This is a genomic window from Oleisolibacter albus, assembly GCF_003336875.1.
GTDB classification, from domain to species: domain Bacteria; phylum Pseudomonadota; class Alphaproteobacteria; order Azospirillales; family Azospirillaceae; genus Niveispirillum; species Niveispirillum album.
Map to the genome: position 1 here is coordinate 66,392 of NZ_QGNJ01000014.1, position 25,801 is coordinate 92,192.

At 69.5% G+C, this 25,801-nt stretch carries 22 protein-coding genes and 1 riboswitch; of the genes, 16 read left to right on the top strand and 6 right to left on the bottom strand.

Annotated elements, in window-relative coordinates; genetic code table 11:
- Nucleotides 1-51: 51 nt before the first annotated feature.
- Complete coding sequence (locus DK368_RS17205) at nucleotides 52-1,914, bottom strand: ABCB family ABC transporter ATP-binding protein/permease (protein ID WP_114395210.1); 1,863 nt, start codon at nucleotides 1,912-1,914, stop codon at nucleotides 52-54.
- A gap of 135 nt (nucleotides 1,915-2,049) precedes the next feature.
- Between DK368_RS17205 and addB the strand changes: the two genes are divergently transcribed.
- Nucleotides 2,050-5,037 (top strand): double-strand break repair protein AddB, encoded by a 2,988-nt coding sequence (gene addB, locus DK368_RS17210; protein WP_114395211.1) that lies wholly within the window; start codon nucleotides 2,050-2,052, stop codon nucleotides 5,035-5,037.
- A 65-nt stretch (nucleotides 5,038-5,102) separates the two neighbouring features.
- Here addB and secB read toward each other — a convergent pair whose 3' ends face one another.
- On the bottom strand, nucleotides 5,103-5,615 hold the full coding sequence (secB, locus tag DK368_RS17215; protein WP_114395212.1) for a protein-export chaperone SecB: 513 nt from the start codon (nucleotides 5,613-5,615) through the stop codon (nucleotides 5,103-5,105).
- A gap of 162 nt (nucleotides 5,616-5,777) precedes the next feature.
- Nucleotides 5,778-5,855, top strand: a riboswitch (SAM riboswitch).
- A gap of 84 nt (nucleotides 5,856-5,939) precedes the next feature.
- On the opposite strand from secB, the gene metZ reads away from it, so the two are divergent.
- From metZ to upp, 13 genes are all read left to right on the top strand, one after another.
- Nucleotides 5,940-7,139 (top strand): O-succinylhomoserine sulfhydrylase, encoded by a 1,200-nt coding sequence (gene metZ / locus DK368_RS17220; protein ID WP_240002546.1) that lies wholly within the window; start codon nucleotides 5,940-5,942, stop codon nucleotides 7,137-7,139.
- 143 nt (nucleotides 7,140-7,282) lie between these two features.
- The gene (locus DK368_RS17225; RefSeq protein WP_114395214.1) at nucleotides 7,283-7,804 is read left to right on the top strand and encodes a hypothetical protein; all 522 of its coding nucleotides are present in this window, start codon (nucleotides 7,283-7,285) and stop codon (nucleotides 7,802-7,804) included.
- A gap of 138 nt (nucleotides 7,805-7,942) precedes the next feature.
- Nucleotides 7,943-10,708 carry a [protein-PII] uridylyltransferase gene (locus DK368_RS17230; RefSeq protein ID WP_240002547.1) on the top strand — a complete coding sequence of 922 codons (2,766 nt, stop codon included), beginning with the start codon at nucleotides 7,943-7,945 and terminating at the stop codon, nucleotides 10,706-10,708.
- Between the two features lie 120 nt (nucleotides 10,709-10,828).
- Nucleotides 10,829-12,403, top strand: a complete 1,575-nt coding sequence (gene murJ / locus DK368_RS17235) for a murein biosynthesis integral membrane protein MurJ (RefSeq protein ID WP_114395216.1) — start codon at nucleotides 10,829-10,831, stop codon at nucleotides 12,401-12,403.
- Between the two features lie 455 nt (nucleotides 12,404-12,858).
- On the top strand, nucleotides 12,859-13,860 hold the full coding sequence (gene trpS / locus DK368_RS17240) for a tryptophan--tRNA ligase (protein WP_114395217.1): 1,002 nt from the start codon (nucleotides 12,859-12,861) through the stop codon (nucleotides 13,858-13,860).
- Between the two features lie 174 nt (nucleotides 13,861-14,034).
- Complete coding sequence (locus DK368_RS17245) at nucleotides 14,035-14,988, top strand: hypothetical protein (protein WP_155524615.1); 954 nt, start codon at nucleotides 14,035-14,037, stop codon at nucleotides 14,986-14,988.
- Between the two features lie 10 nt (nucleotides 14,989-14,998).
- Nucleotides 14,999-15,190: a hypothetical protein gene (locus DK368_RS17250; RefSeq protein ID WP_114395219.1), complete on the top strand. Its 192-nt coding sequence runs from the start codon at nucleotides 14,999-15,001 to the stop codon at nucleotides 15,188-15,190.
- Between the two features lie 482 nt (nucleotides 15,191-15,672).
- Nucleotides 15,673-16,299 carry a pyroglutamyl-peptidase I gene (locus DK368_RS17255; protein WP_162306079.1) on the top strand — a complete coding sequence of 209 codons (627 nt, stop codon included), beginning with the start codon at nucleotides 15,673-15,675 and terminating at the stop codon, nucleotides 16,297-16,299.
- A gap of 164 nt (nucleotides 16,300-16,463) precedes the next feature.
- Nucleotides 16,464-17,384, top strand: coding sequence for a sulfite exporter TauE/SafE family protein (locus tag DK368_RS17260; protein WP_114395221.1), 921 nt, complete (start codon nucleotides 16,464-16,466; stop codon nucleotides 17,382-17,384).
- Nucleotides 17,385-17,392: 8 nt separating this feature from the next.
- The gene (locus DK368_RS17265) at nucleotides 17,393-18,169 is read left to right on the top strand and encodes a TIGR02186 family protein (protein ID WP_240002548.1); all 777 of its coding nucleotides are present in this window, start codon (nucleotides 17,393-17,395) and stop codon (nucleotides 18,167-18,169) included.
- 28 nt (nucleotides 18,170-18,197) lie between these two features.
- On the top strand, nucleotides 18,198-18,674 hold the full coding sequence (locus DK368_RS17270; protein WP_114395222.1) for a universal stress protein: 477 nt from the start codon (nucleotides 18,198-18,200) through the stop codon (nucleotides 18,672-18,674).
- A 239-nt stretch (nucleotides 18,675-18,913) separates the two neighbouring features.
- On the top strand, nucleotides 18,914-19,852 hold the full coding sequence (locus DK368_RS17275) for a calcium-binding protein (RefSeq protein ID WP_114395223.1): 939 nt from the start codon (nucleotides 18,914-18,916) through the stop codon (nucleotides 19,850-19,852).
- 145 nt (nucleotides 19,853-19,997) lie between these two features.
- Nucleotides 19,998-20,648: a uracil phosphoribosyltransferase gene (upp, locus tag DK368_RS17280; RefSeq protein WP_114395224.1), complete on the top strand. Its 651-nt coding sequence runs from the start codon at nucleotides 19,998-20,000 to the stop codon at nucleotides 20,646-20,648.
- A 197-nt stretch (nucleotides 20,649-20,845) separates the two neighbouring features.
- Here upp and DK368_RS17285 read toward each other — a convergent pair whose 3' ends face one another.
- Entirely contained in the window at nucleotides 20,846-21,136 is a 291-nt protein-coding gene (locus DK368_RS17285) for a hypothetical protein (protein ID WP_114395225.1), read from the bottom strand.
- Between the two features lie 132 nt (nucleotides 21,137-21,268).
- Here DK368_RS17285 and DK368_RS17290 point away from each other — a divergent pair, with 132 nt between their 5' ends.
- A complete protein-coding gene (locus DK368_RS17290) occupies nucleotides 21,269-21,817 on the top strand; it encodes a hypothetical protein (protein ID WP_114395226.1) in 549 nt (182 codons plus the stop codon).
- Here DK368_RS17290 and DK368_RS17295 read toward each other — a convergent pair.
- Nucleotides 21,786-22,469, bottom strand: coding sequence for a RibD family protein (locus DK368_RS17295; protein ID WP_114395227.1), 684 nt, complete (start codon nucleotides 22,467-22,469; stop codon nucleotides 21,786-21,788). The two genes, DK368_RS17290 and DK368_RS17295, sit on opposite strands and share 32 nt — an antisense overlap.
- A gap of 259 nt (nucleotides 22,470-22,728) precedes the next feature.
- Between DK368_RS17295 and DK368_RS17300 the strand changes: the two genes are divergently transcribed.
- A complete protein-coding gene (locus DK368_RS17300; RefSeq protein WP_114395228.1) occupies nucleotides 22,729-23,391 on the top strand; it encodes a hypothetical protein in 663 nt (220 codons plus the stop codon).
- A 74-nt stretch (nucleotides 23,392-23,465) separates the two neighbouring features.
- On the opposite strand, the gene cobT is transcribed toward DK368_RS17300, so the two are convergent.
- Together cobT and DK368_RS17310 are read right to left on the bottom strand one after the other, a co-directional pair.
- Nucleotides 23,466-25,409 carry a cobaltochelatase subunit CobT gene (gene cobT / locus DK368_RS17305; protein WP_114395229.1) on the bottom strand — a complete coding sequence of 648 codons (1,944 nt, stop codon included), beginning with the start codon at nucleotides 25,407-25,409 and terminating at the stop codon, nucleotides 23,466-23,468.
- Between the two features lie 31 nt (nucleotides 25,410-25,440).
- Complete coding sequence (locus tag DK368_RS17310) at nucleotides 25,441-25,785, bottom strand: GxxExxY protein (protein ID WP_240002549.1); 345 nt, start codon at nucleotides 25,783-25,785, stop codon at nucleotides 25,441-25,443.
- Between the last annotated feature and the right edge of the window lie 16 nt (nucleotides 25,786-25,801).

Consider the following 25,801-nt stretch of genomic DNA (forward strand, 5'->3'; position numbering starts at 1 on the left):
TGGCGGCCGACGGCACTCCCGGGCCGCGACCCGGCCTGACGACAATTTACTTCAGGCCTGGATCATGTCCGCGGGTTGGGCCTGCTGCTTGGTCCACAGGGCGGCATAGGCGCCACCACGGGCCAACAGGGTTGCATGGTTGCCGCGTTCGACGATGCGGCCGGCCTCCAGCACCAGGATCTCGTCGGCCTCCACCACCGTGGACAGGCGATGGGCGATGACCAGGGTGGTGCGCCCGCGGCTGGCGTCGTTCAGGGCGGCCTGGATCTCGCGCTCTGTGTGGGTGTCCAGGGCGCTGGTGGCCTCGTCCAGGATCAGGATCGGCGGGTCCTTCAGCAGCGTGCGGGCGATGGCCACGCGCTGCTTCTCCCCGCCCGACAGTTTCAGCCCGCGCTCCCCCACCACCGTGTCCCAGCCGTCGGGCAGGGCGCGGATGAAGTCCAGGATTTGGGCGGCGGAGGCCACCCGTTCCAGTTCGGCCTGGCTGGCGCCTGGGCGGCCATAGGCAATGTTGTAGCGGATGGTGTCGTTGAACAGGACCGTATCCTGGGGAACGATGCCGATGGCCGCCCGTAGACTGTCCTGGGTGATATCGCGGATATCCCGCCCATCGATGCGGACGGCACCGCCGGTGACGTCGTAGAAGCGGTAGAGCAGGCGCGACAGGGTGGACTTGCCGGCCCCGGTGGGACCCACCACCGCCAGTGTCCGCCCGGCCGGGATGGTGAAGTCGAGCCCCTTCAGGATCGGCCGGCGCGGATCATAGGCGAAGGCCACGCTCTCGAAGGCCACGCTGCCGCCGGCCACGGCCAGGGGTCTGGCGTTCGGCTTGTCCTCCACCTCCCGCGGGACGTTCAGCAGCTCGAACATGCGCTCCATGTCGTTCAGGGATTCCTTGATGCCTCGGTAGACGAAGCCGAAGATGTTCAGCGGCTGGTAGAGCTGCAGCAGATAGGTGTTGACCAGCACGAAGTCGCCGATGCTGAGGCTGCCGCGCACGATGCCGGCGGCGGCCAGATACATGACGATGACCACGCCGATGGCGATGATGACGCCCTGGCCCACATTCAGCAGCGACAGCGAGCTCTGGGTGCGGACGGCGGCATCCTCGTAGACGCGCAGCGCCTTGTCGTAACGCTCGGCCTCGAACCGCTCATTGCCGAAATACTTGACCGTCTCGTAATTCAGCAGCGTGTCGATGGCGCGGGCATTGGCCTTGGTGTCGGCGTCCAGCATGGCCCGGCGGATGCGGGTGCGCCAGTTGGTGACCAGGATGGTGTAGGCGATGTAGCCGACCACGGTCAGGAAGGTCGCGGCGGCGAAGCGGATATCGAACAGGGTCCAGAGGATGCCGGTGACCAGCAGGATCTCCAGCAGCGTGGGCAGAATGTTGAACAGCAGCGTGCTCAACAGGCTGTCGATGGCGCGGGTGCCGCGCTCAATGACCCGCGACAGGCCGCCGGTCTGCCGCTCCAGATGGAAACGCAGGGACAGGGCGTGCAGGTGACGGAAGACGTTCAGCGCCGCGGCGCGCATCGCGCGCTGGCTGACCCGCTCGAAGACGGCGTCGCGCAGTTCCCCGAAGGCCAGGGTCAGCACCCGCGCCAGCCCGTAGGCCAGGATGAAACCCAGTGGAATGGACAGGGCCGGGTTGGCCAGGGCCTGCGCCCCCGCCCCATCCGCCGACAGGGCATCGACCGCATGCTTGTAGAAGATGGGGATGGTGACATTGGCGCCCTTGGCCACGGCCAGGAACAGCAGTGCCACCACCACCCGCACCCGGATGCCGCCCTGGCCGCGGGGCCACAGATAGGGCAGCAGCGAGCGGATGGTGCCGCCCTCTCCCAGGCGCTGGGCCGGGCTGGTCAGGGAAGCGGTCCGGGTCTGGGGGGAGGGACGGTCATGGCGGCGCATGGGGTAGTAAACTAGGCGCCTGTCCCGTCCAGGCAAAGCCCCCGATGTGCGCAGGGCTGATGTGATCGGAGGAGGCATCCCGCTTCCCCGGCCCCTTCGGCTCCCCTATCCTGTGTGCCTGTCCCGGCATCCAGCGTGGTCGTCCCCGTGCGCGTCTATACCCTGCCGCCGTCCCTACCGTTCGTCGACGCCCTGGCCGCCGGTGTGCTGGCCCGGATCGGCACCGACCCGCTGGCGCTGAGCCGGGCCACCATCCTGCTGCCCACCAGCCGTGCCGTGCGGTCCCTGCGTGAGGCCTTCCTGCGCCGCGCCGCGGGGCAGCCGGTGCTGCTGCCCCGCATCTCCGGCCTTGCCGATGTGGATGGCGATGATGTCTCCATTGCGCTGGACGGGCTGGCCGGCACTGCCGGCGGCCTGGATCTGGCCCCGGCCATCGCGCCATTGCGCCGGCAATTGCTGCTGGCCCGGCTGATCCTGGCGGCGGGCGATACCTTCGCCAAGACGGCGGCGCAGGCGGTGCGGCTGGCCCGGGAGCTGGCCCGGCTGCTGGATCAGGTGCAGACGGAACGGCTGGATTTCGCCGATCTGGAAAAGCTGGTGCCGGACGCCTTCGCCGCGCATTGGCAGAAGACCCTGACCTTCCTCACCATCGTCATGGAGCACTGGCCGGCCCAGCTGGCGGCAGAGGGCTGCCTGGACCCGGCGGAGGAGCGCAATCTGCGCCTCGCCGCCTTCGCCGCCATGCTGGAGGCCAGCCCGCCGCCGGGGCCCGTGATCGCCGCCGGCTCCACCGGTTCGATCCCGGCCACCGCCGATCTGCTGGCGGTGGTGGCACGTCTGCCCCAGGGGGCGGTGGTGCTGCCCGGTCTGGACCAGGAGATGGACGCGGCCACCTGGGCCGCCCTGGACGAAGGCCATCCGCAGTTCGGACTGAAGCTGCTGCTGCAGCGGCTGGGGGTGGAGCGGTCGCAGGTGCAGCCCTGGCCGGTGCCGCCGGACATCGCGCCGCGCAGCCCGGTGGCCCGCACCCGGCTGATCGCCGAGGCGCTGCGCCCCGCCGATACCACGGAGGCCTGGCGGGACCTGCCGGACCCCGGCAACGACGCCCTGACCGGGCTGCTGCGCATCGACGCCCCCACCCCGCAGGAGGAGGCGGGAGCCATCGCCCTGATCCTGCGCGAGGTGCTGGAAACGCCCGCCCGCACGGCGGCGCTGGTGACGCCGGACCGGGGGCTGGCACGCCGTGTGGCCATGGAGCTGCGGCGCTGGGGTGTGGAGGTGGACGACAGCGCCGGTCGGCCCCTGTCCGCCACCCCGGCCGGAGGCTTCCTGCGCCTGTTGGCCGATTTCGCCGCCCAGCCGGCGCCGGTGCCGCTGCTGGCCCTGCTGAAGCATCCCCTGGCCGCCGGCGGGCAGGACCCGGTCCGTTTCCGTCGGCTGGCCCGTGACCTGGAGCGGGCGGTGCTGCGCGGCCCGCGGCCGGCCGCCGGTTTCAAGGGCTTGCGCGATGCCTTGGAGGCGGCGGAGGATCGGCGGTTCGAGGGGAACGATCACCGGCGGGCCTTGCACGACTTCGTTCTGGAGCTGGAGCGCCGCGTCGGCGGGCTTGCCGACGCCATGGCCGACGGGCACCGCCCCCTGGCCGACTGGATCGAGCTGCATGGACAGGCCGCTGAGCTGCTGGCGGCCAGTGCCGCCGAGCATGGGGCCTTGCGGCTGTGGGCCAATGATGACGGCGAGGCCGCGGCCCGCCTGCTGCGGGAGGCCAAGGACGCCGCCGCCGGCTTCCCCGACCTGTCCGGCCCCGACTATGCCGCCGTGATCGAGACCATGCTGGCCGGCGGCGTGGTGCGCCCCCGCTTCGGCCTGCATCCGCGCCTGCATATCCTGGGTCTGCTGGAAGCGCGGCTGCAGCAATTCGACGTCATGGTGCTGGGCGGCCTCAACGAGGGGACCTGGCCACCCGCCCCGCCGGCCGATCCCTGGCTCAGCCGGCCCATGCGCCAGCAATTCGGTCTGCCCTCGCCCGAGCGGCAGATCGGCCTGACCGCCCACGATTTCGCCCAGGCAGCCGGGGCGGACCTGGTGGTGATGACCCGGTCCCAGCGCGTGGAGGGGACGCCGGCCGTGCCGTCGCGCTGGCTGCTGCGGCTTGATACGGTGCTGGACAAGGCGGGGCGCCTGACCGATCTGACGGCCCTGGCGCCGGGCTGGCTGGCGCTGCAACGGGTGCTGGACTGGCCGGAGCGGGTGCGGCCCTGCGCTGCGCCGGCGCCGACACCGCCGGTGAAGGCCCGGCCGCGGCGCCTGTCGGTGACCCAGGTGGAGACCTGGATGCGCGATCCCTACGCCATCTATGCCCGTCACATCCTGGGGCTGGAGGCGCTGGAGCCGCTGGATGCCGATCCCGGTGCCGCCGACCGCGGGCAGGTGCTGCATGCGGCGCTGGACGCCTTCGTGCGCGACTATCCCGACCGGCTGCCGCCCGATGCGCGCGCGCAGCTGTTGGCCCGCGGCCGGGAGGCGTTCGGGCCGCTTCTGGAGCAACCCGCCGTCTATGCCTTCTGGTGGCCGCGCTTCGAGAAGGTGGCGGACTGGTTCCTGGCGGTGGAGGCGGAGCGGCGGCAGACGGTGAAACCCCTGGCCACCGAGGTCCGCGGTCAGATGGACCTGCCGGGGCCGGCCGGCCCCTTCGTGCTGCACGCCAAGGCCGACCGCATCGACCGGCTGCCCGAGGGCGGGTTGGTGCTGGTGGACTACAAGACCGGCAGCCCGCCCAGCGCCAAGGATGTGCGGCTGGGCAAGTCGCCCCAGCTGCCGCTGGAAGGGCTGATCGCCGAGGCCGGCGGGTTCCAGGGCGTTCCGGCCGCTGCCGCCGGGCGGCTGGAATTCTGGCAGATCAGCGGCGGCGACCCCGCCGGCGAGATCCGGGCGGTCAAGGAGGACACGGCCACACTGGTGGCGGAGGCGCGGGACGGGCTGCTGGACCTGATCGCCCGCTTCGATGATCCGGCGACACCCTATTTCAGCCAGCCGCGGGCCAGTTGGGCCCCCCGCTACACCGACTATGCCCATCTGGCGCGTGTGGCCGAATGGTCGGCCGGCGGCGGCGAAGAGGGCTGATCCTGGAAAAGGCAACGGGGAGCCGAAGCTCCCCGTCGTTTCAACCCGGCGCCTGCGGGGCGCGTTCAGGCGTTGCCCTGGGCCGGCTGGTCGGCGCTTGGACCCTGCTGCGCCAGAATCTGGCGGCGGTACAGGTCGACGAAGTCGATGGGCTGCAGCATCAGCGGCGGGAAACCGCCCTGCTGGGTCATGTCGGCCAGGATCTGGCGGGCGAAGGGGAACAGCATGCGGGCTCCCTCGATCATCAGCAGGGCGCGCTGCTGATCGACCGGCAGCGGGGCCAGCGTGAACACGCCGCCATAGACCAGCTCGCAGATGAAGGCGGAGCGGTCGCCCTGGGTGGCCTCGGCCCGCAGGGTCAGTGCCAGCTCGAACACATTCTCGGCCAGCGGACGTCCCTGCAGATCGACCTGCAGGTCGATCTTCGGCGCACCGGCATCGCCCATCAGGCTCTGCGGTGCGTTGGGGTTCTCGAACGACAGGTCCTTCACGTACTGGGCATTGATCACCAGCGGCGTGGAAAGGCGGTTGCCGGCTTCGGTGGTGCTGTCGCCGTTGCTGGCGGTCTCGTCGGTCATGCTCGAGGACTCCCGGATAGGATTCGCGCTGGAAGGGTACGGATCGGGCGCGGGACTAGCACGGATGCGACGTTGGAGCAACCATGGCCCGCTGCGGTGGGAACGGCAGGACGGGGTTTGATGGCGCCACCGCCTTGACAAGCCGCCGCCAGCCTGCTGAAACAGGGGAACCGTGGGGTTTTGGCGACCGGCTTGCAGACCACGTAAAACATGCTGCTAAAAGGTCGAAGCCATGATCCGGTCCGGGTTTGCCCGGCGTATCGGCCTCGATCCTGCGGTCGGGGCCTTTTCGTTTCCGCCGTTTCATTCCCGGAGGATGGCATCTTGGACCAGCGTGATCCCCTTTCCCCCCGCACCCGGCTGGTGCATGGCGGCACCCGCCGCAGCCAGTTCGAGGAAACCAGCGAAGCCATCTTCATGACCTCCGGCTTCGTCTATGAGTCGGCGGAGGCGGCGGAGCACGCCTTCGCCAATGACGGGTCGCGCTTCGTCTACAGCCGCTTCCGCAACCCCACCGTGGCCATGTTCGAAGACCGGCTGGCGGCCTATGAGGGCTATGAGCGCTGTTTCGCCACGGCCTCGGGCATGGCGGCGGTGCATGGGGCCATCATGGGCCTGCTGAAGGCCGGCGACCGCATCGTCGCCAGCCGCGCCCTGTTCGGGTCCTGCCTTTACATCGTCAAGGACATCGCCACGCGGTTCGGTGTCGAAACGGTGCTGGTGGATGGAACCAAGCCTGAGGAGTGGGAAGCAGCCCTGGCCGCGCCGACCACGCTTGTCTTCCTGGAAAGCCCCAGCAATCCCTGTCTGGACATCGTCGATCTGGAGCATGTGACGGCGCTGGCACACAAGGCCGGGGCCCGCGTGGTGGTGGACAATGTCTTCGCCACCCCGGTGATGCAGAAGCCCAAGCGCCACGGCGTGGATGTGGTGGTCTATTCCGCCACCAAGCATATCGATGGCCAGGGCCGCTGTCTGGGCGGTGCCATCCTCTGCGACCAGGAGATCGCCGCCCTGCTGGCGCCCTATCTGCGCCATACCGGCCCGGCCATGAGCCCCTTCAACGCCTGGGTGCTGCTGAAGGGGCTGGAGACGCTGGACCTGCGGGTCCGCGCCCAGACCGCGGCAGCGCTGGAGGTGGCGCGCTTCCTGGAAAGCCACCCGGCGGCGGCCCGTGTCGTCTATCCCGGGCTGGAGAGCCACCCGCAGCATGCCCTGGTCCGGCGTCAGATGGCCGGCGGCAGCACGCTGATCTGCTTCGACGTCAAAGGCAGCGGCGGTCCCAGCAAGCAGGCGGCCTTTGCCCTGATGAACGCGATGGAGGTGGTGACCATCTCCAACAATCTGGGCGACAGCAAAAGCCTGATCACCCATCCCGCCACCACCACCCACCAGCGTCTGACCGATGAGGAGCGGCTGACGCTGGGCATCACCCCGGCCACCCTGCGCCTGTCGGTGGGGCTGGAGGACCCGGCGGATCTCATCGCCGATCTCAAGCGCGGGCTGGACGCGGCAGCCGCCTGATCCGGTCGTGGTCTGATCCGGTTGTGGAGGGGGCGCTGCCCACGCTATCCGGTCGGCGCCTTCCATTTTGCACTGCAACATGCCAAGCTGGTTCCTGTTGAGTCCTGCGCCCATCACCGGGCGGTCACAGCAGGAGACAGCCCATGCCGCGTAAAGCCGATCTGGGATCACGCGCCGCCGAGGTGGGAACCGAACTGGCCGCCACGGCGGCCGTTCTGGCGGAAACGGGGTGGGCCGCGCAGACGGTGGTGTTCCATCGCCTGACCCGTCTGGCCGGCATCCTGACCGACCCCGCCACGGCGAACGATCCCGAATTCCGCACCATGGTGTGGGAGAAGATGCAAGCAGCCACCAAGGCTTGCCTTGCTGTCATGGAGGGCATGCGGGTGGTGCAGGAGGCCGGCTGGGACTGGACCGGCCACCAGTGGGACGCCACGGAGAAGACGCTGTTCTCCCTCTGCTTCGCCACGTCGCCCGAGCAGTGGATGCGCCTCCAGGTCCGCTATGCGGAAGCCAGTCTGGATGCGGCGGAAACGGCCTGCGCCCGCATGACCGTGGCAGCCAGCCGGCTGGGGGGGCTGGGACTGCGGCCCATCCACAAGGTGGCCCGGGCCAATGCCCGGCGGCTGACGCGGGAGGCTGGCCTTCCCCTGCTTTTGGGATAGGGGGCTGGCGGCGGCGTGCCAAGCCTTAAGCCTTCCTTCAACTTTCGTGGCATAGTGGCCACCAGGAAAAGACCTGGACCCCGTGCCATGCCCGATAGCGTCGCGTCCCCGTCCGATCGCCGCCCCAAGCCGGATGGCATGCCAGCCCTGCCCGGGCGGGCCGCCGTCAACCGCCGTCTGGCCAAGCTGGTGGCCGACAATGGGGACCGGTCGAGCGACCATTTGCGCAGTCCGCTGCTGTCCACGTTGAAGGCCGTGCTGGAGGAAGGGCGGACGGCCATCCGCACCGCCTTCGAGACCAACCATCGCGGCGATCTGTGCGTCCATGCCACCGCGGTGCTGACCGACACCATCGTGCAGTGCCTGGCCGATTTCGCGCTGGAGCATGTCTATCCCGCGGCGGAACCCACCAAGGCCGAGCGTCTGGCCATCGCCGCCACCGGCGGCTATGGCCGGGCCGAGATGGCGCCCTTCTCCGATGTGGATCTGCTGTTCCTGCTGCCCTACAAGCGCACGCCGCGGGTGGAGCAGGTGGTGGAGTACATGCTCTACCTGCTGTGGGATCTGGGCTGGAAGGTGGGGCATGCCGTCCGCTCCGTGGATGAATGCCTGCGCCAGGCCGGTGAGGACATGACCATCCGCACCAGCCTGCTGGAGGCCCGTTTCCTCTGGGGCGAGCGCGCGCTGTTCACCGAGCTGAAGCGGCGCTTCCAGAAGGAGGTGATGACCAACAGCACCACCGCCTTCATCGAGGCCAAGCTGGAGGAACGCAACAGCCGCCACCGCAAGATCGGCGACAGCCGCTACATGCTCGAACCCAACGTCAAGGAGGGCAAGGGCGGTCTGCGCGACCTGCAGACACTGTTCTGGATCGCCAAATACGCCTATCAGGTGGAGGAGGTCGAGGAGCTGGTGGCCAAGGGCGTGCTGCTGGCCGAGGAGGCGCAACGCTTCGCCAAGGCCCAGACCTTCCTGTGGACCACGCGCTGCGAGATGCACTATCAGACGGGCCGGCAGGAGGACCGTCTGACCTTCGACATCCAGGCCGGGATCGCCCGCCATCTGGGCTACACCAACCACGCCGGCACCTCCGACGTGGAACGCTTCATGAAGCATTATTTCATGGTGGCCAAGGATGTGGGCGACCTGACCCGCATCCTCTGCGCCGCCCTGGAGCAGGAGAAGCGGCGCGGGCCGCGCTTCGCCTTCCTGCGCCGGGCCTTCACCCGCAACGAGGTCGAGGGCTTCGCCCTGGAGGCCGGCCGGCTGAACGTCAAGGCCGACCGGCATTTCCGCACCCACCCGCTGGACATGATCCGGTTGTTCCATGTGGCCCAGGTCCATGACCTGGACATCCATCCGCACGCGCTGCGCGCCATCACCCGCGCCCTGTCGGCCATCGGGCCGAAGCTGCGCGAGGATGCGGAGGCCAACCGTCTGTTCCTGGAGATCCTGACCAGCCGCAAGGACCCGGAGATCGCGCTGCGCCGCATGAACGAGGCCGGGGTGCTGGGCCGCTTCGTCCCGGATTTCGGCCGCATCGTCGGCATGATGCAGTTCGACATGTACCACCATTTCACGGTGGACGAGCACACGCTGTTCGCGCTCGGCATCCTGCACACCATCGAGACGGGGGCGCTGAAGGACGAGGTGCCGCTGGCGTCGGAGGTCATCCACACCATCAATTCCCGCCGGGCGCTCTATGTGGCCCTGCTCTGCCATGACATCGCCAAGGGGCGCGGCGGCGACCATTCCATCCTGGGCGCCAAGGTGGCGGAGAAGCTCTGCCCCCGCTTCGGCATGAGCGAGGAGGAGACCGAGACCGTGGCCTGGCTGGTGCGCTGGCACCTGGCCATGTCCCACAACGCCTTCAAGCGCGACCTGGACGATGAGCAGACCATCAAGGCCTTCGTCGATCTGGTGCAGAGCCCGGAACGGCTGAAGCTGCTGCTCTGCCTGACCGTGGCCGATATCCGGGCCGTGGGACCGGGGCGCTGGAACGGCTGGCGGGCCACGCTGCTGCGCCAGCTCTACCGCCGCTCGGAAGAGCGCATATCCGGCCGGATCGAGGGCGAGGGCCGGGACGGCCGGCTGGTCGCCGTGCATGAGGATCTGGCCGCCGACCTGCCCGACTGGACGCGGGAGGAGATCGACGCCCATCTGTCGCGCGGCTATGCCTCCTACTGGCTGTCCTTCAACCGGCAGACCCTGGTCCGGCAGGCGCGGCTGATCCGCGAGGCGGAACGCACCCAGGCGCCGCTGACCATGGATACCCGCGTCGACCACGGCCGCGGCATCACCGAGATCATGGTCTATACCCCCGACCATGCCGGCCTGTTCTCCCGTCTGGCCGGCATCCTGGCCCTGGCCGGGGCCGACATCGTCGATGCCCGCATCTTCACCATGACCAACGGCATGGCGCTGGACGTCTTCACCGTCCAGGCCGCCGGTGGCGGCAGCTTCGACCGTCCGGACAAGCTGGCCCGCCTGTACAGTCTGGCGGACAAGGCCCTGGCCGGGGAGTTGCGGCTGGCGGAGGAACTCAGCCGGCGCCGCCCGGCACTGACGCCGCGCACCCGCGTTTTCCGCGTGCCGCCACGGGTGCTGATCGACAACACCGTGTCCAAGGCCCATACGGTCATCGAGGTCAACGGTCGCGACCGGCCCGGCCTGCTGTACGATGTCACCCGTGCCCTGACCCAGCTGAACCTGCAGATCGCCTCGGCCAAGATCTCCACCTATGGCAGCCTGGCGGTGGACGTCTTCTATGTGAAGGACGTGTTCGGGCTGAAGATCACCCATGACCGCCGGCTGGCGGACATCCGGGCGGCGCTGCTGAAGGCGCTGGAAGATGCGGAGGCCGAGGCCAAGCCGGCCAAGCCGCGCAAGCGGGGCACCGGCTGACCCGTCCGCCCGGCGCCTGTTCCGCCACTTGTCCTGGGTGGCGGGACAGGCCCGCCCTTCCCAGGCCGGGCTTTTTCCGCTACTCCCCCTGCGGCTTTCCGTGCTGCAGCAGGCGTCTTCATGTCCCTTGCCCGTGCCATCGCCACTGTCGGCGGCATCACCATGGTGTCCCGCGTCGCCGGTTTCATCCGCGACTCGCTGATGGCCCGCATCCTGGGGGCGGGGCCGGAGGCCGACGCCTTCTTCGTGGCCTTCCGCCTGCCGAACCTGTTCCGTTCCCTGTTCGCGGAGGGCGCCTTCACCGCCGCCTTCCTGCCCCTGTTCAAGGGGGAGCTGCATGCCCACGGCCACGAGGGCGCCCGCCGGCTGGCCGAGGAGGCGCTTTCCATCATGGTCACGGTGCTGCTGGGCTTCAGCATCGTCATGTCGCTGGCCATGCCGGGCGTGGTGGCGGTGCTGGCCACCGGCTTCACCGACACGCCGGACCAGTTCCGGCTGGCGGTGTCGCTGTCGCAGGTCACCTTCTCGTACCTGACGCTGATCTCGCTGACGGCGCTGCTGGGTTCCATCCTCAACGCGCTGGGCCGGTTCGGCCCGTTCGCCGCCGCCCCCATCCTGCTCAATCTGGTGCAGATCACCGGGCTGCTGCTGTGCCGGCCGCTGGGTGTGCCCGCCCATTGGATGCTGGCCTTCGGCGTGCCCGTGGCCGGTCTGGCCCAGCTGGTCTGGATGGTGCTGGCCTGCCGCCGTGCCGGCATGAACCTGCGCCTGCGCCGGCCGCGGCTGACGCCCAAGGTCAAGCGCCTGTTTGCCCTGCTGGCCCCGGGCATCCTGGGTGCCGGCGTCTATCAGTTCAACCTGCTGATCGGCACCAACCTGGCCTCCTGGCTGCCGGCGGGGTCGGTGTCCTGGCTGCAATATGCCGACCGGCTGAACCAGCTGCCCATGTCGGTCATCGGCGTGGCCGTGGGCACGGCGCTGCTGCCGCTGCTGTCGCAGAAGGTGCTGGAGGGGGACCGCGACGGCGTGCGGGAGGCCATGTCGCGCGGGCTGGAATTCGCCATGCTGCTGGGCCTGCCGGCCGCCGCCGCCCTGCTGGTGATCCCCGGCACCATCATCGATGTGGTGTTCCAGGGCGGCGCCTTCACCGCGGCGGCCGCCACGGGCACCGCCAGTGCCCTGCAGGCCTACGCCATCGGCATCCCCGCCTTCATCGCCGCCAAGGTGCTGTCCGCCGCCTTCTTTGCCCGCCAGGACACGCGCGCCCCGGTGCGGGTGGCGGTGGTGGTGCTGCTGGCCAACATCGCCGTGTCGCTGAGCCTGATCGGCCCGCTGGGCCATGTGGGGCTGGCCCTGGCGCCCGGGCTGACGGCCTGGCTCAATGTCGGCCTGCTGGCCTGGGGCCTGCACCGGCGCGGTCAGCTGGACATCGACCGCCGCTTCTGGTCGCGGCTGTGGCGCATCCTGCTGGCCGTGGCCGGCATGACCGCCGTGGCCTATGGCAGTGCCGTGGCGCTGCGGCCCTGGTTCGACTCCACCCGCCTGCCGGTGGAGGCCGCCGCCCTGCTGATCGTCATCACCCTGTGCATGGCCGTCTATGGCGGCCTGTGCCTGCTGACCGGTGCCGCCCGTCCGGCCGAGGTCAAGGCCATCCTGCGCCGCCGGGCCAAGACCGCACCACCGCTGCCGGACTAAGGCGACCACAGGCGACGCAAAGGCGACCCTAACGCGACGCAAAGGCGACAAAGGTGACATCGGGCGTTTTGCATGTCGCCTGACAGAGTCTTGATTGCATTAGGTTATTTTTCCTTAAGTTGACAAAGGTGACAGATTTTGGCCCCCGTCGCCTTTGGTGCGTTTGTCGCATTGATCCGTCTGTGACGGCGTTTGTTTTCACCCTGTCCAAGATCCGCGCACCCCGAGGATGCGGACCGCATCATGGCAGAAAATAGGATTTTTGTCCATTTGCCGGAGGCGGCATGGGAGACACGGGCCGGGCGCGCGGACGGGCCGGGCCGGGGTCCCGGCCATGCCTGGCGGGTCCAGCGGACGGGGCCGGGCGGTGGCTTGACCGGGTCGGGCGGCGGGGCCATACCTCTGGGTCCCTGCCCGCCCTCCATAAGCGGGCTTTCTTCAGAGGCTTATCCGTGATGAACCGCATCTTCTCGGGCATGCAGCCCACCCGTCAGCTCCACCTCGGCAACTATCTGGGGGCGTTGAAGAACTGGGTGGCCTTGCAGAAGGACTATGAGTGCGTTTTCTGCGTGGTGGATCTGCACGCCATCACTATCGACCACACGCCCGACGTCCTGCGCGAGAATATCCGCGAGGTGACGGCCGCCTATATCGCCGCCGGCATCGATCCCGAGAAGAACATCCTGTTCAACCAGTCGGCCGTGCCGGGCCATGCCGAGCTGAACTGGATCCTGGCCTGCCACACGCCGCTGGGCTGGCTGAACCGCATGACCCAGTTCAAGGAGAAGGCGGGCAAACACCGCGACAACGCCGTGCTGGGCCTTTATGCCTATCCCGTGCTGATGGCCGCCGACATCCTGCTGTACAAGGCCACCCATGTGCCGGTGGGCGAGGACCAGAAGCAGCATCTGGAACTGGCCCGCGATATCGCCGGTGCCTTCAACCGCTATTACGGCAAGGAGGATTTCTTCCCCCTGCCCGAGCCGCAGATCATGGGCGAGGCCACCCGCATCATGTCGCTGCGCGACGGCACCAAGAAGATGTCGAAGTCGGACGAGAGCGAGTACAGCCGCATCAACCTGACCGACGATGCCGACACCATCGCCCTGAAGTTCCGCAAGGCCAAGACCGACCCCGAGCCGCTGCCGGAGACGGTGGAGGATCTGGAGAAGCGGCCGGAGGCCAACAATCTCGTCACCATCTATGCCGCCCTGACCGACAGCACCCGCCAGCAGGTGCTGGCCCAGCATGCCGGCAGCCAGTTCAGCGGCTTCAAGTCCGCCCTGGTGGAGGTGGCCGTGGCCAAGCTGGCCCCGATCAGCGCCGAGATGAACCGGCTGCTGGCCGACAAGGGCGAGATCGACCGCATCCTGAAGCGGGGCGCCGAGCGGGCCGGTGCCATCGCCGACCAGACGGTGGCCGAGGTCAAGGACATCGTCGGCCTGCTGCGGGTCTGATCGCGGCGGCCGGTGATCCCGACCGGTCACCGGCCGTCCGGTTTCCCCTTCCGATAGAGGTGGTTCCCTTTTCCACACTCCTGTAGATTGCCCCCTGGGGGCAGCCGCGCGCCTGCCGGTGCCCGAGCCGGGCCGGAACGGGGCAAGAGCGGGGCAAGAACAGGGGAGGGGGAGATGGGCGCTCAGGCATGGCGTGCCGCGGGAACGGCGGCCCTGATGCTGGTCATGGTGCTGCTGGGCGGCTGCCGCAGCCCGGCCCTGGTGGGGGCGCCGGAACCGCTGATGACGGCGGATGAGCTGGAAGCCAGCCTGAAACCCTATCTCGGCCCCGATGTGGTCACCACCTATCAGGGCAAGAGCGGCGCGGACCAGACCAATTACCGCGACCAGGTGATCTATGCCCGCATCGCCGTCATCGATGCCCGCTTCAAGGCGTTCCTCACCGGGCTGGGGGTGGAGAGCAAGAGCTTCGGCATCGGTGCCGATGCCGCGGTGATCGGGCTGAACACCGGGTCCGTGCTGTCCGGCGGGGAGACCGCCAAGAACATCCTCAGCGGCCTGGCCGGCGCCGTCACCGGCATCAAGGGGTCAGTCGACAAGAACGCCTTCTACGACCAGACGGTGCCGACCCTGGTCAGCCAGATGGTGGCCAGCCGGCGTGAGGTGCTGGCCGGCATGCTGGGCAAGATGCAGACGGCCAATTACACGCTGGTCGAGGCCCTGATCGACCTGGAGGGCTATGAATTCGCCGGCAGCTTCGCCGGTGCCCTGCAACAGATCGGCCAGAAGGCCGGCAACCAGCTGCAGGTGGCCGAGGCCCGGCTGCAGCAGCTGGCGACCACGCGGCTGCAGGCCAGCGACGTGGCGCCCGACCAGATCCAGGCCCGTGCCGCCCTGGCCGGCCGCATCCAGGGGCTGACCGGACCGCAGGCCATCGCCGCCGTGAAGCAGGCGGCCACGCTGCCGGCCTTCAGCGCCACGGTCCAGCAGGCGCAGCAGGCCGGGGCCGACCCCGCCAGCGAGACCGGGGCGCGGGCCCTGCTGAAGCTGCTGCTGAGCGACGCCTTCGCCAGCACCGGCACGCTGGCCCAGCTGACCGGCATCATCAATGGCGTCAGCGCGCCGTAAGGAGGGAACCATGGCCGGGGATGCGGGTGTGCTGCCGTTGAAGAAGGTATGGGTGGTGGACGGGGCGGCGGCCGAGGCCGACGTTCAGGCCCAGGCCCAGCAGGTCCGGGACCTGGGCTGGCAGAGCGTGACGGTGTTTCCGCCCTCCGCGGAAACTCGGCAGAGCTGGGTCATCGTCGGCGAGGGCTTCGCCGTGGGCTGATGCCCGCGGTCTCCGGGGATCGCATGTTGCCTGGGCACACGGCCGGGGCACACGCAGGACACGGACCGGGGGGCACAGACGGGCGCGGACGGGCCTGCTGCCGGCCCGCGTTTCTTCGCATTCCAGAGACGGGGCCGTGGTCCGTGTTTTCCGTGGGCATGGTCGGTGTTCTGCAGGGCTGATCCAGGGGCAGAGAACCGGGGGAGCGCCGCGCGTGGGCGACCGGGATGGTGGGGGACGGGGATGCCCGCGGCCCCCGGGTTCCCGCCTGCGCGGGAACGACGCGGTTCCCCCCCCACGCTCTGTCCCGCCCGGGAATGATGCGGGTCCAGAGCACAGCGCGACCGAAGGGGCGGCGGCGGGCGGTCCGGGTTCCCGCCTGCGCGGGGCGCGAGGCGTGGGAGACGGATCGGGACCGGGGATGACGGGCCATGGCGGTGCGGGTTTGACAGGCGGGGGTGTCCATGCCCAAGCTGAGGCCCATGTCCGCCCTGCTCGTCACCGGCTTCGAGCCGTTCCTCACCCATGACCGCAACCCCAGCGCCCTGCTGGCCCAGACCCTGGACGGCCAGAGTATCGGCGGCCACCCCGTGGCCGGGCTGACCCTGCCGGTCACCTATGCCGGTGCCGCGCCACGGTTGCAGCAGGCCATCGAGGCCATGCGCCCGGCGGCGGTGGTGATGTTCGGATTGGCCTACGAGACCGACTGCATCCGGCCCGAGCGGCTGGCGCTGAACCTGGACGACGCCACGGCCGCCGACAATGACGGGGAGAGCCGGCGCAACCGGCCCATCGATCCGGCCGGCCCGCTGGGCTATTGGTCGAGCCTGCCGCTGGACCGGCTGGCCGACCGGCTGGGGAGGGCGGGCTTTCCGGTCAAGATCAGCCGCGATGCCGGCGGCTATCTCTGCAACCATCTGTTCTTCCGCACCCGGCACTGGCTGGAGGAACGGGGGCGGCCCATCCCGGCCGGCTTCATCCATCTGCCGCCGCTGCCCGACGGCATCAAGCCGGAGGATCGCGGCCACCGCAGCGGCATGGATCTCGACCGGCAGCTGACGGCGGCCCGGCTGGTGCTGGAGACACTGGCGGAGCGGGCGGAGGTTTGAGGGGCTGGCGGCCGGATGCCGTCGGGTAACGGCGATGCCGGCCCGAAGACGGCCCGATGCCGGGCAGGGCTGGCGACCGCCCGTGCCGGTGGTGACTTTTCTGCTTTGGGGCCGTTGTTTCCAAGGGTACTCTCAGCCCGTCTTCTCCGCCGTTCCCCGGGTCCATGCAGGTCTATCTCCCGATCGCCGAGATCTCGGTCAACGCCTTGCTTCTCCTGGCCCTCGGCGGCGGGGTGGGGTTCCTCTCCGGCCTGTTCGGCGTCGGCGGCGGTTTCCTGATGACGCCGCTGCTGATCTTCATCGGGGTGCCGCCGGCCGTGGCCGTGGGCACCCAGGCCAACCAGTTGGTCGGGGCCAGCGTGTCCGGCGTGCTGGCCCATTGGCGCCGCAACAATGTGGACGTCCGGCTGGGCAGCGTCATGCTGGTGGGGGGCGTGCTGGGCACCAGCTTCGGCGTCTGGCTGTTCGGCGTGCTGCAGCAGCTGGGCCATATCGACCTGGTGATCTCGCTCTCCTACGTGTTCTTCCTGGGCACGGTCAGCCTGCTGATGCTGTGGGAAAGCGTGGGCGCCCTGATCCGCGGCCGGATCAAGGCGGCGGCCCCGCGCAAGCTGCACCACCACACCTGGCTGCACGGTCTGCCGCTGAAGATGCGGTTCCCGCGCTCGCGGCTCTATATCTCGGCCCTGCTGCCGATGCTGATCGGCTTCGTCGGCGGCCTGCTGGTGGCCATCATGGGCATCGGCGGCGGCTTCCTGCTGGTGCCGGCCATGATCTACATCCTGGGCATGCCGACGGCGCTGGTGGCCGGCACCTCGCTGTTCCAGATCATCTTCTCCACCGGCATCGCCGCCTTCCTGCAGGCGACCAGCAACCAGACCGTCGATGTGGTGCTGGCCATGCTGCTGCTGGTGGGCGGGGTCATCGGCGCCCAGTTCGGCACCCGCGCCGGCACGCGGCTGCGCGGCGAGCAGGCCCGCGCCCTGCTGGCGCTGATGGTGCTGGCCGTGGCGGCCAAGCTGGCGGTCGATCTGATCGTGCGGCCGGAGGACCTGTACAGCATCACCCGCCCGGTGTCGCCGTGAGCGGGGCCGTGCTGCACCTCCGGGCCCGGCCCTGCCTGTCCGCGGCCCTGCTGGCCTGTCTGGGCCTGTGCCTGGCCAGCCTGTGGCTGCTGGTGCGCGAGGCGCGGGCGCAGGCGCTGGTGGCCGACCTGTCGGAGCATCTGGTGGCCATCACCACCGGCTTCACCGGCACCGACGTGGTGCTGTTCGGCGCCGTGGACGGGCCGGGGGCGGTGGCGCTGGTGGTGCAGGGGCCGGAAGCCCCGGTCAGCGTGCGGCGCAAGGGCCGCGTCGCCGGCATCTGGGTCAACACCGAGGAGATGGAGTTCGACCGGGTCCCGGCCTATTACAGCCTGGCCCTGTCGCAGACGCTGGAGGAGATGGCGCCGCCCGCCGTGCTGCAGCGGCACGAGATCGGGCTGGACCATGTGCGGCTGGTGCCGAAGCACCCCACCAGCGCCGAGGAGGTGGCGGCGTTCCGGGCGGCGCTGATCCGCAACAAGCAGCGCGACGGGCTTTATTCCACGGCACCGCAGGATATCGTCTTCCTGGGCCAGCGCCTGTTCAGCACCCGCATCCATTTTCCGGCCAATGTGCCCACCGGCACCTATATGGCCAGTGTGTTCCTGATCCGCGACGGCGATGTGGTCAGCGCCCAGACCACACCGCTGACCGTGTCGAAGATCGGCTTTTCCGCCAGCGTGTCCGACTATGCCCAGCGCTATGGCATGGTCTATGCCGTCGTCGCCATCCTGCTGGCCGTCAGCGCCGGCTGGCTGGCGGGGGTGATCTTCCGCAAATCCTGATGATGTCTGTCGCCCGGAGGGCCGCGCCATGAGCCTGGAACCGCATCAGCGCATTTTCCTGGTCGTCGTCGACGATACCGAGGAGATGAGCGTAGCCCTGCACTATGCCGCCCGCCGCGCCCGCAATTCCGGCGGCCGCGTGGCCCTGCTCTATGTCATCGAGCCCGGCGAGCTGCAGCAATGGGGCGCCATCGAGGAGCTGATGAAGCAGGAGCAGCGCGAGGAGGCCGAGCAGCTGCTGAACCGGCTGGCCAAGGACGTGGTGGACATCGCCGGGACCATGCCCGCCCTCTATATCCGTGAGGGCAACCGCCAGCCCGAGCTGTTCCAGCTGATCCAGGAGGAACCCTCGATCTCCATCCTGGTGCTGGCCGCCGGCACCGGCCGGGCCGGGCCGGGACCCCTGGTCAGCTACATTGTCGGCCAGATGTCCGGGTCGCTGCGCATCCCCGTCACCATCGTGCCGGGCGGGTTGTCGGATGCGCAGCTGGACGCCATCACCTGATCCCGCCTGCCCGCGCCGACGCCGCTGGCGCGGGCGCGTGTGACAAGCGGTGGGTGTGACAAGCGCCGGCTCATCCCTCCGTCCGCTTGGCAGCCTCTCCGCAGGGGGTGCCCCCCTCCATCCGCTCCGCCCCTTCGCCCTAATCGCAATTGGGTTTTTACGGTTTGTAAACGACTCTCGGAAGCGGCGGGCCTGCCACCATCGGGACACCCCGCCAGCGGAACGGGAGGGGCGTCATCATGGTGAAATGGTACGGAAGCGGCCGCGCCGATGTGAAGCTGGGCACCGCCGGCGCGGACACGCTGTGGGGGCAGGGGGGCGATGACCGGCTGGATGGCGGGGCCGGCAATGACGTGCTCTATGGCGGCGACGGCAACGACACGCTGACCGGCGGCGAGGGCAGCGACAGCCTCTATGGCGGGGCGGGCGACGACCGGCTGGATGGCGGCGATGACGCCTATGGCGCCACCAACCACCTGTATGGCGGCACGGGCAACGACACCTATGTGCTGCCGGTGCTGGAATACCGGGGCGAGGATACCGTCGTCACCATCATCCATGAACGGGCCGGCGAGGGCACCGACACCGTGATCTACCAGGGCGGAGAGGAGTTCATCCTGGCGGACGATGTGGCGGTGGAGAACATCGTCATGACCGCCGGCTATCGGGTGGGCGGTAACGGACTGGACAATGAGATCCGCGGCAGCGCCGACGACAATTTCATCGATGGCGGCGCCGGCAACGACCGGCTGTTCGGCAATGGCGGTCATGATGAGCTGTTCGGTGGGGCAGGCAAGGATGATCTCAATGGCGGCGCCGGGGCGGACGAGCTGACCGGCGGCGCCGGGGCCGACCGCTTCTGGTTCTTCAAGACCGCCGACAGCACGGCGGCGGCTCCCGACATCCTCTGGGATTTCGATGCGGCCGGCGGCGACCGCATCGCCTTCGGCGCCTTCGATGCCAATACCAGCCTGGCCGGAACCCAGAAGTTCCAGTTTGTCGGCGCGCTGGCCGGCGGGGCGGAGACGCTGGCGGCCGGACAGATGGGCACCCACTATGACGCGGCCCTGGACGCCACCTTCCTCTATGGCAACACCGGCGGCGATGCCCGGCCGGAGTTCATGGTGCAGCTGGCCGGGCACGTGACGCTGACGGCCGGCAGCTTCCTCTGGGCCTAGGCGCAAGCCCGTGCCCCGGCCGGGCGGACCTGGGACAGGGAGGCGCAGGCGGCGGGCGGCGAAAAGGGTGCAGGACCGCTGACGCGGGCGCGCGGGCACGCTATGCTCCGCGCCCGATCCCCTTCCGCAGCCCCGTGGCCTTCCGATGCGTACCCATCCCGATCATCCCAACCTGTTCATCCTCGACCACCCGCTGATCCAGCATAAGCTGACCCATATGCGCGACCGCTCGCGCTCGACCATGGGCTTCCGGCAGCTGCTGCGGGAAATCGCCCTGCTGATGGGCTATGAGATCACCCGCGACCTGCCGCTGACCACCGAGAAGATCGAGACGCCGCTGGTGACCATGGATGCGCCGGTGATCGAGGGGCGCAAGCTGGCCATCGTGCCGATCCTGCGGGCCGGTCTGGTCATGGCCGAGGGGTTGCTGGAGCTGGTGCCGGCGGCGCGCGAGGGCCATATCGGCCTCTACCGCGACCACGAGACCAAGCAGCCCGTGGAATATCTGGTGAAGCTGCCGGATGCGGCCGGCCGGCTGTTCATCCTGGTCGATCCCATGCTGGCCACCGGCAATTCCGCCGTGCATGCCGTCGATGTGCTGAACCAGCACGGGGTGCGGGACGCGCAGATCCGCTTCATGGCCCTGGTCAGCGCGCCCGAGGGCGTGTCGGTCTTCCACAAGGCCCATCCCTCGGTGCCGGTGTTCACGGCCGCCCTGGACAGCCATCTCAACGAGAACGCCTATATCGTGCCGGGCCTGGGCGATGCCGGCGACCGCCTGTTCGGCACCAAGTAGCCCGGCCGCAGCGGAAGCGTGACCGCAAGGGGCGGCGGCCATGACAGGGGCGGCCCCGCCGCCCTGTCCCCCGTGGCCTGTTTCCCGCCCAGGGGCGGTCAGGGTTCGGAAACCGGGCGGCGCCTGGATCTGCGGCGGCACACGCGCCGTGTGCGCCGCTTCCGCTCCCGACGCGCCGAAGCCGCCGGGACCGGGTGTCAGGGCCGCTTCACCAGCTTGAAGAAGCGGCTTTTCTTGCCGTCGATGCTGTCCTGGTAGAGCAGGGCCAGTCTGCGCTCCTCGAAGGTCTTGAAGAAGCGGTCCCAGTCGATCCGCTCCAGCCCGTCCTCGGGGTCGCCGAAATCGATGCGCAGCAGGCCGCCATCATCGCCGCCGGGCGTGCCCTTGACGGCGGCGGGGTGGCCGTCGCGTTCCTCGGCCCATCTGCGGATGGTGGCGTGATCGGTGGTGGTGAGGGCGTCGCTGCCGCGGGCATGCTGGGGAGCCATGATGATCCTCCTGGATGGGTCTACCCCGGAAACCGCCGAAGCCGGTCTGCGTTCCCGCTTGCAATTGCGAATGACTCTCAATAGGCTTGTCCCGCATCGCCCTTCGGGGCGTCAGGATGAAAGCGATCGGCCATGCAGGCGCTTCCCCATCTCCCCAGCAACGACTCCATCGCCAGCGGCGCCATCGACTCGGTCCGGGGCTGGCGGCTGCCACGCCACGGGTATGAGCGGGTCTTCGGTCTGACGCGCAGCGAGCAGCTGCTGCTGTGGTCGGCCCGCCGCTGGCGCCATGGGCGCCACCGCTGGGATCAGGTCGAACAGGAATTCCGTCTGGCCCTGGGGCCGGACTGGGCCGACGGGCTGTTGGCCTGGGATCTGGCCCTGGACCTGCTGCATCTGTACCCCGCCAGCTCGCCGCAGATCCGCAATGGCTGCGCCACCGACCTCAGCGACGACGAGCAGGCCCTGCTGGCCCTGGTGGCGGCGCTGCAGGCCGGCAATCCCGTGGATGCGTCGCTGCTGCTGGCGCGGCTGGCGCCGCAGGCCCTGCGCACCGATCTGCGCGCCGCCCTGGAGCTGGTCGCCGAGGCCCTGCGCCGGCTGCCGCTGCCGGTGCGGGCGCCGGTCCCGCCAATGGATGGTGCCACCATCATTCCGCTGCGAGCCGCGGCGTCCCATTGACCAGGTCGGTCACCACCACATCGCCCAGCTGCCGCACCCGCTCGACCCGCAGCCGGTTGCCGGGTCCGTGCAGGTAGCGGCCGGGATGGGTCAGGCGGGGGGCGCCGGCCTGGCCGACGAAGAAGGGCGCCATGGCCAGCCGCAGCCGATGGAAGGCGCCGGCAGCCAGGAACTGGGTCAGGATGCCGGTGCCCCCCTCCACCAACAGCCGGCGGATGCCGCACCCGGCCAGCGTGGCCAGGATGGCGGCCGGGACCGGATCATCCAGCACCACCACCTCCGCCACCTCGCCCAACCGGTCGCGCAGCGTGGCGGCCCGCGGCGCCGGGCAGAGCACCAGCCGGCGGCCGCCGCAGCGGAAGAAGCCCGCTGCCGGGTCGAGCCGGCCACTGCGGGTGAGGGTGACCTTGGCCGGATGTTCAGGCCGCCCTTCCTCCAGGCGCCGGGCCACCAGGGCCGCATCGCGCACGGTCAGGCGCGGATCGTCGCGCCGCACCGTGCCCGCGCCGACCAGGATGGCATCGCAGGCGGCGCGGGCCGCGTGCATGTCCCGGCTGTCCTCGGGGCTGGACAGCAGCAGCCGGTCGGCACCGGCCGAGTCAATATGGCCGTCCAGGGACATGCAGACCGACAGCTGCACCAGATCCATCATCGTCCGCGCCCCCCGTTCCCGCTGTCCCGGCCGCTCATCGGTACCGGAGAGAAGCGTGGGGTGGCGCGTGGCCTCCGTCCAGCCCCAGACGTGCAGCCTGCCATGCTTGCGTCGGAAACCTGGGATCGGTTCGGTTTCGTAACAAAAAGGAATAGTCCTTAGACATCGCAGGAAGGTCCCTTGCCTTAGCCGGTCCGCTGCCGTTCTAACGGCTGGATGCCCGGCGCGATCAGGCGCCGGCGGCGGAAAGGACGGGATCATGCGAAAGAGTTTCCTTGCCCTGGCGGCAACCCTGGCCCTGGTTCCGGCCCTGTCGGCGGGGGCTGCCCGGGCGGCCAGCATCGGGGCCAGCGCCTCCACCAATGGGCTGGGGCTGGACGCCGGCGTGACGATCACGCCGTTGCTCGGGCTGCGCCTGGACGGCGCCGCCTTCAGCCTGTCCCACAGCTTCGATGTGGACGAGATCGATTATGACGGCGACGTCACGCTGCGCTCGGTCGGCGCCGTGCTGGACCTGTACCCGTTCCCGCTGTCCGGCTTCCGCCTGTCGGCGGGGGCGCGGCTGAACTGGAACACGGTGGATGTGACCGCCACCCCCACCGGGCCGGAGCGCATCGGCGGGCGCACCTACAGCCCGGCCGAGATCGGCCGGCTGGACGGCGATATCGAGTTCGACACGCTCGCCCCCTATGCCGGGATCGGCTGGACCGGCGGCTTCTTCGGCACGGGGCTGGAGTTCATCGCCGATCTGGGCGTGCTGTTCCAGGGAGCGCCCAAGGTCGATCTGCGCGGCACCGGCGGCGCCGCCGCCAACCCTGACTTCGCCGCCGATGTGGAACGCGAGCGCCAGGAGCTGGAGGACGAGATGGAGGACTTCAAGTACTACCCGGTGGTCAAGGTCGGGCTGATGTACCGGTTCTGAGGCGACTTTTGCGCCCCCGCAGGATCAGAGGGACAAGGGGAGCGCCGGGTTCCGGGGGACGCCGATGCCCGTCCCTAGATCCGCCGGGCGGCGGTGCTAGCGCTAAACCCGCTGCTGAAACCGCCACTGAACCCGCTGCCGGGAGCGCCGGTGCGGCCGTTGCCGGCCAGTGACGGCGCGCGTGGGCGGTCGTCCTCGTCGAACAGCTCGGCCAGCTTCTCCATCATGGTGCCGCCCAGCTGCTCGGCGTCGATGATGGTGACGGCGCGGCGGTAATAGCGGGTGACATCGTGGCCGATGCCGATGGCCACCAGCTCCACTGGGCTGCGTGTCTCGATATACTCGATGACCTGCCGCAGGTGCCGTTCCAGATAGTTGCCGCTGTTGACCGACAGCGTGCTGTCATCCACCGGCGCCCCGTCGCTGATGACCATGAGGATGCGGCGCTGTTCCGGCCGGCCGATCAGGCGCTGATGGGCCCAGAGCAGGGCCTCGCCGTCGATGTTCTCCTTCAGCACGCCCTCGCGCAGCATCAGGCCCAGATTCTTGCGGGCGCGGCGCATGGGGGCGTCGGCGGATTTGTAGACGATGTGGCGCAGATCGTTGAGGCGGCCGGGATTCAGCGGCTTGCCCGCCTGGATCCAGCGCTCGCGGCTCTGCCCGCCCTTCCAGGCCCGGGTGGTGAAGCCCAGGATCTCGACCTTGACCCCGCAGCGCTCCAGCGTGCGCGACAGGATGTCGGCGCTCATGGCGGCGATGGTGATGGGCCGGCCGCGCATGGAGCCGGAATTGTCCAGCAGCAGCGTCACCACGGTGTCGCGGAAATCGGTTTCGTTCTCGCGCTTGAAGGACAGCGGCGTCATCGGATTGATGACCACGCGCGCCAGCCGGGCGGCGTCCAGCATGCCCTCTTCCAGGTCGAATTCCCAGGAGCGCGTCTGTTTGGCCATCAGGCGCCGTTGCAGCCGGTTGGCCAGCTTGGCGATGACGCCGTGCAGATGCTGAAGCTGCTGGTCCAGCAACAGGCGCAGGCGCGCCAGCTCGTCCGGGTCGCACAGGTCGGCGGCGTCCACCACCTCGTCGAAGGCGGTGGTGAAGGGCTTGTAGCCGCTGCTGTCCGGCTCGTTGCGGTAGCGGTCGCTGCGCCGGGGCGTGCCGGGCTCGCCCGGTTCCTCGCTGCCCTCGCCCTCGGCCGCCTCGCCGTCCCGCTCCTCGCCCTCGCCCTCGGCGGCTTCCTGCTGCTGTTGCTGGCGCTGCTCGGTGCTGCTGGTCTGCTGGCGGCCGTCGCTGGGCTGTTCGCCGGCGTCGCTCTGCTGCTCGCGGCTGTCCTGCTGCTCCGGGCTGTCGGCCTGGTCCTGGTTGTCGTCGCGCTCCTCGCTCTCGGCGTCGGTGCCCACCTCCATGTCGAGATCGGAGAGCAGGCGGCGCACCGTGCGGGCATAGGCGTCCTGGTTCTGCATGACCCGGGTCAGGTCACCCAGCTTGCCCACCAGCTTCTCCTCCACCCAGTCGCGCCAGAGATCGACGGCCGGGGCGGCGGAGGGGGGCGGGGCGCTGCCGGTCATGGCCTCGCGCGCCAGCAGGCGCAGGGCGTCGGCCAGCGGCACCTGCGCCCGGTCGGTGATGCGGTCGAAACCCTGGCGGCGGTACTTCTCCTCCAGCGACGCGCCCAGATTGGCGGCGACGCCGGCCATCTGGGTGGCGCCGATGGCCTCCACCCGCGCCTGCTCCAGCGCCTCGTAGGCCTGGCGCGCCTGCTCGGCCAGGGGCATGCGGTTGGCATGCACGACCGGATCGTGGTGGCGCAGCCGCAGGGCGGCGGCGTCCGCCGCGCCGCGCACCGTGGCCACATCCTTGGCGTTGAGGTCGCGCGGCGGCAGCGGCACCCGCACCCGCGCGCCGGAGACGCCCGGCGGCTCGGCGGAGAAGCCGATGGACAGGTCCGACTTCTCGGCGATGGCCCGCACCGTGGCCGAGGTGGCGCGCTTGAAAGCCTCGAGGGGGGATTCCTGGGTCATGCTGGGCGGAACTCCTGTCCCCGGAAAGGGATCACATCAGAACACGGAAGACACGGACATCGACCACGGACGGACACGCATCACAGAAGCACACGTCTGACGGCGACACGCACAAGACCGGAATTGAACAGCAGGCCGACACGCAATCCGCTGGCGCGCAGATAAGTGAGGGTCTGCGCACATGCGCTTCCGAAAAGCCGCGGGCTGCCTTGGTCTCGACGATCACCGTCTGCTCGACGACGAGATCGGCTTTGTGACTTCCAGCCACCATCCCCATGGCGCGCACGGGGAATGCCAGCGCCTGGTCGACGGCGAGGCCCCTGCTCCGGATCGCCACAGCCACTGCGCGCGGATAGACCGCTTCGACGAAGCCCACGCCCAGGGGCCGGCAA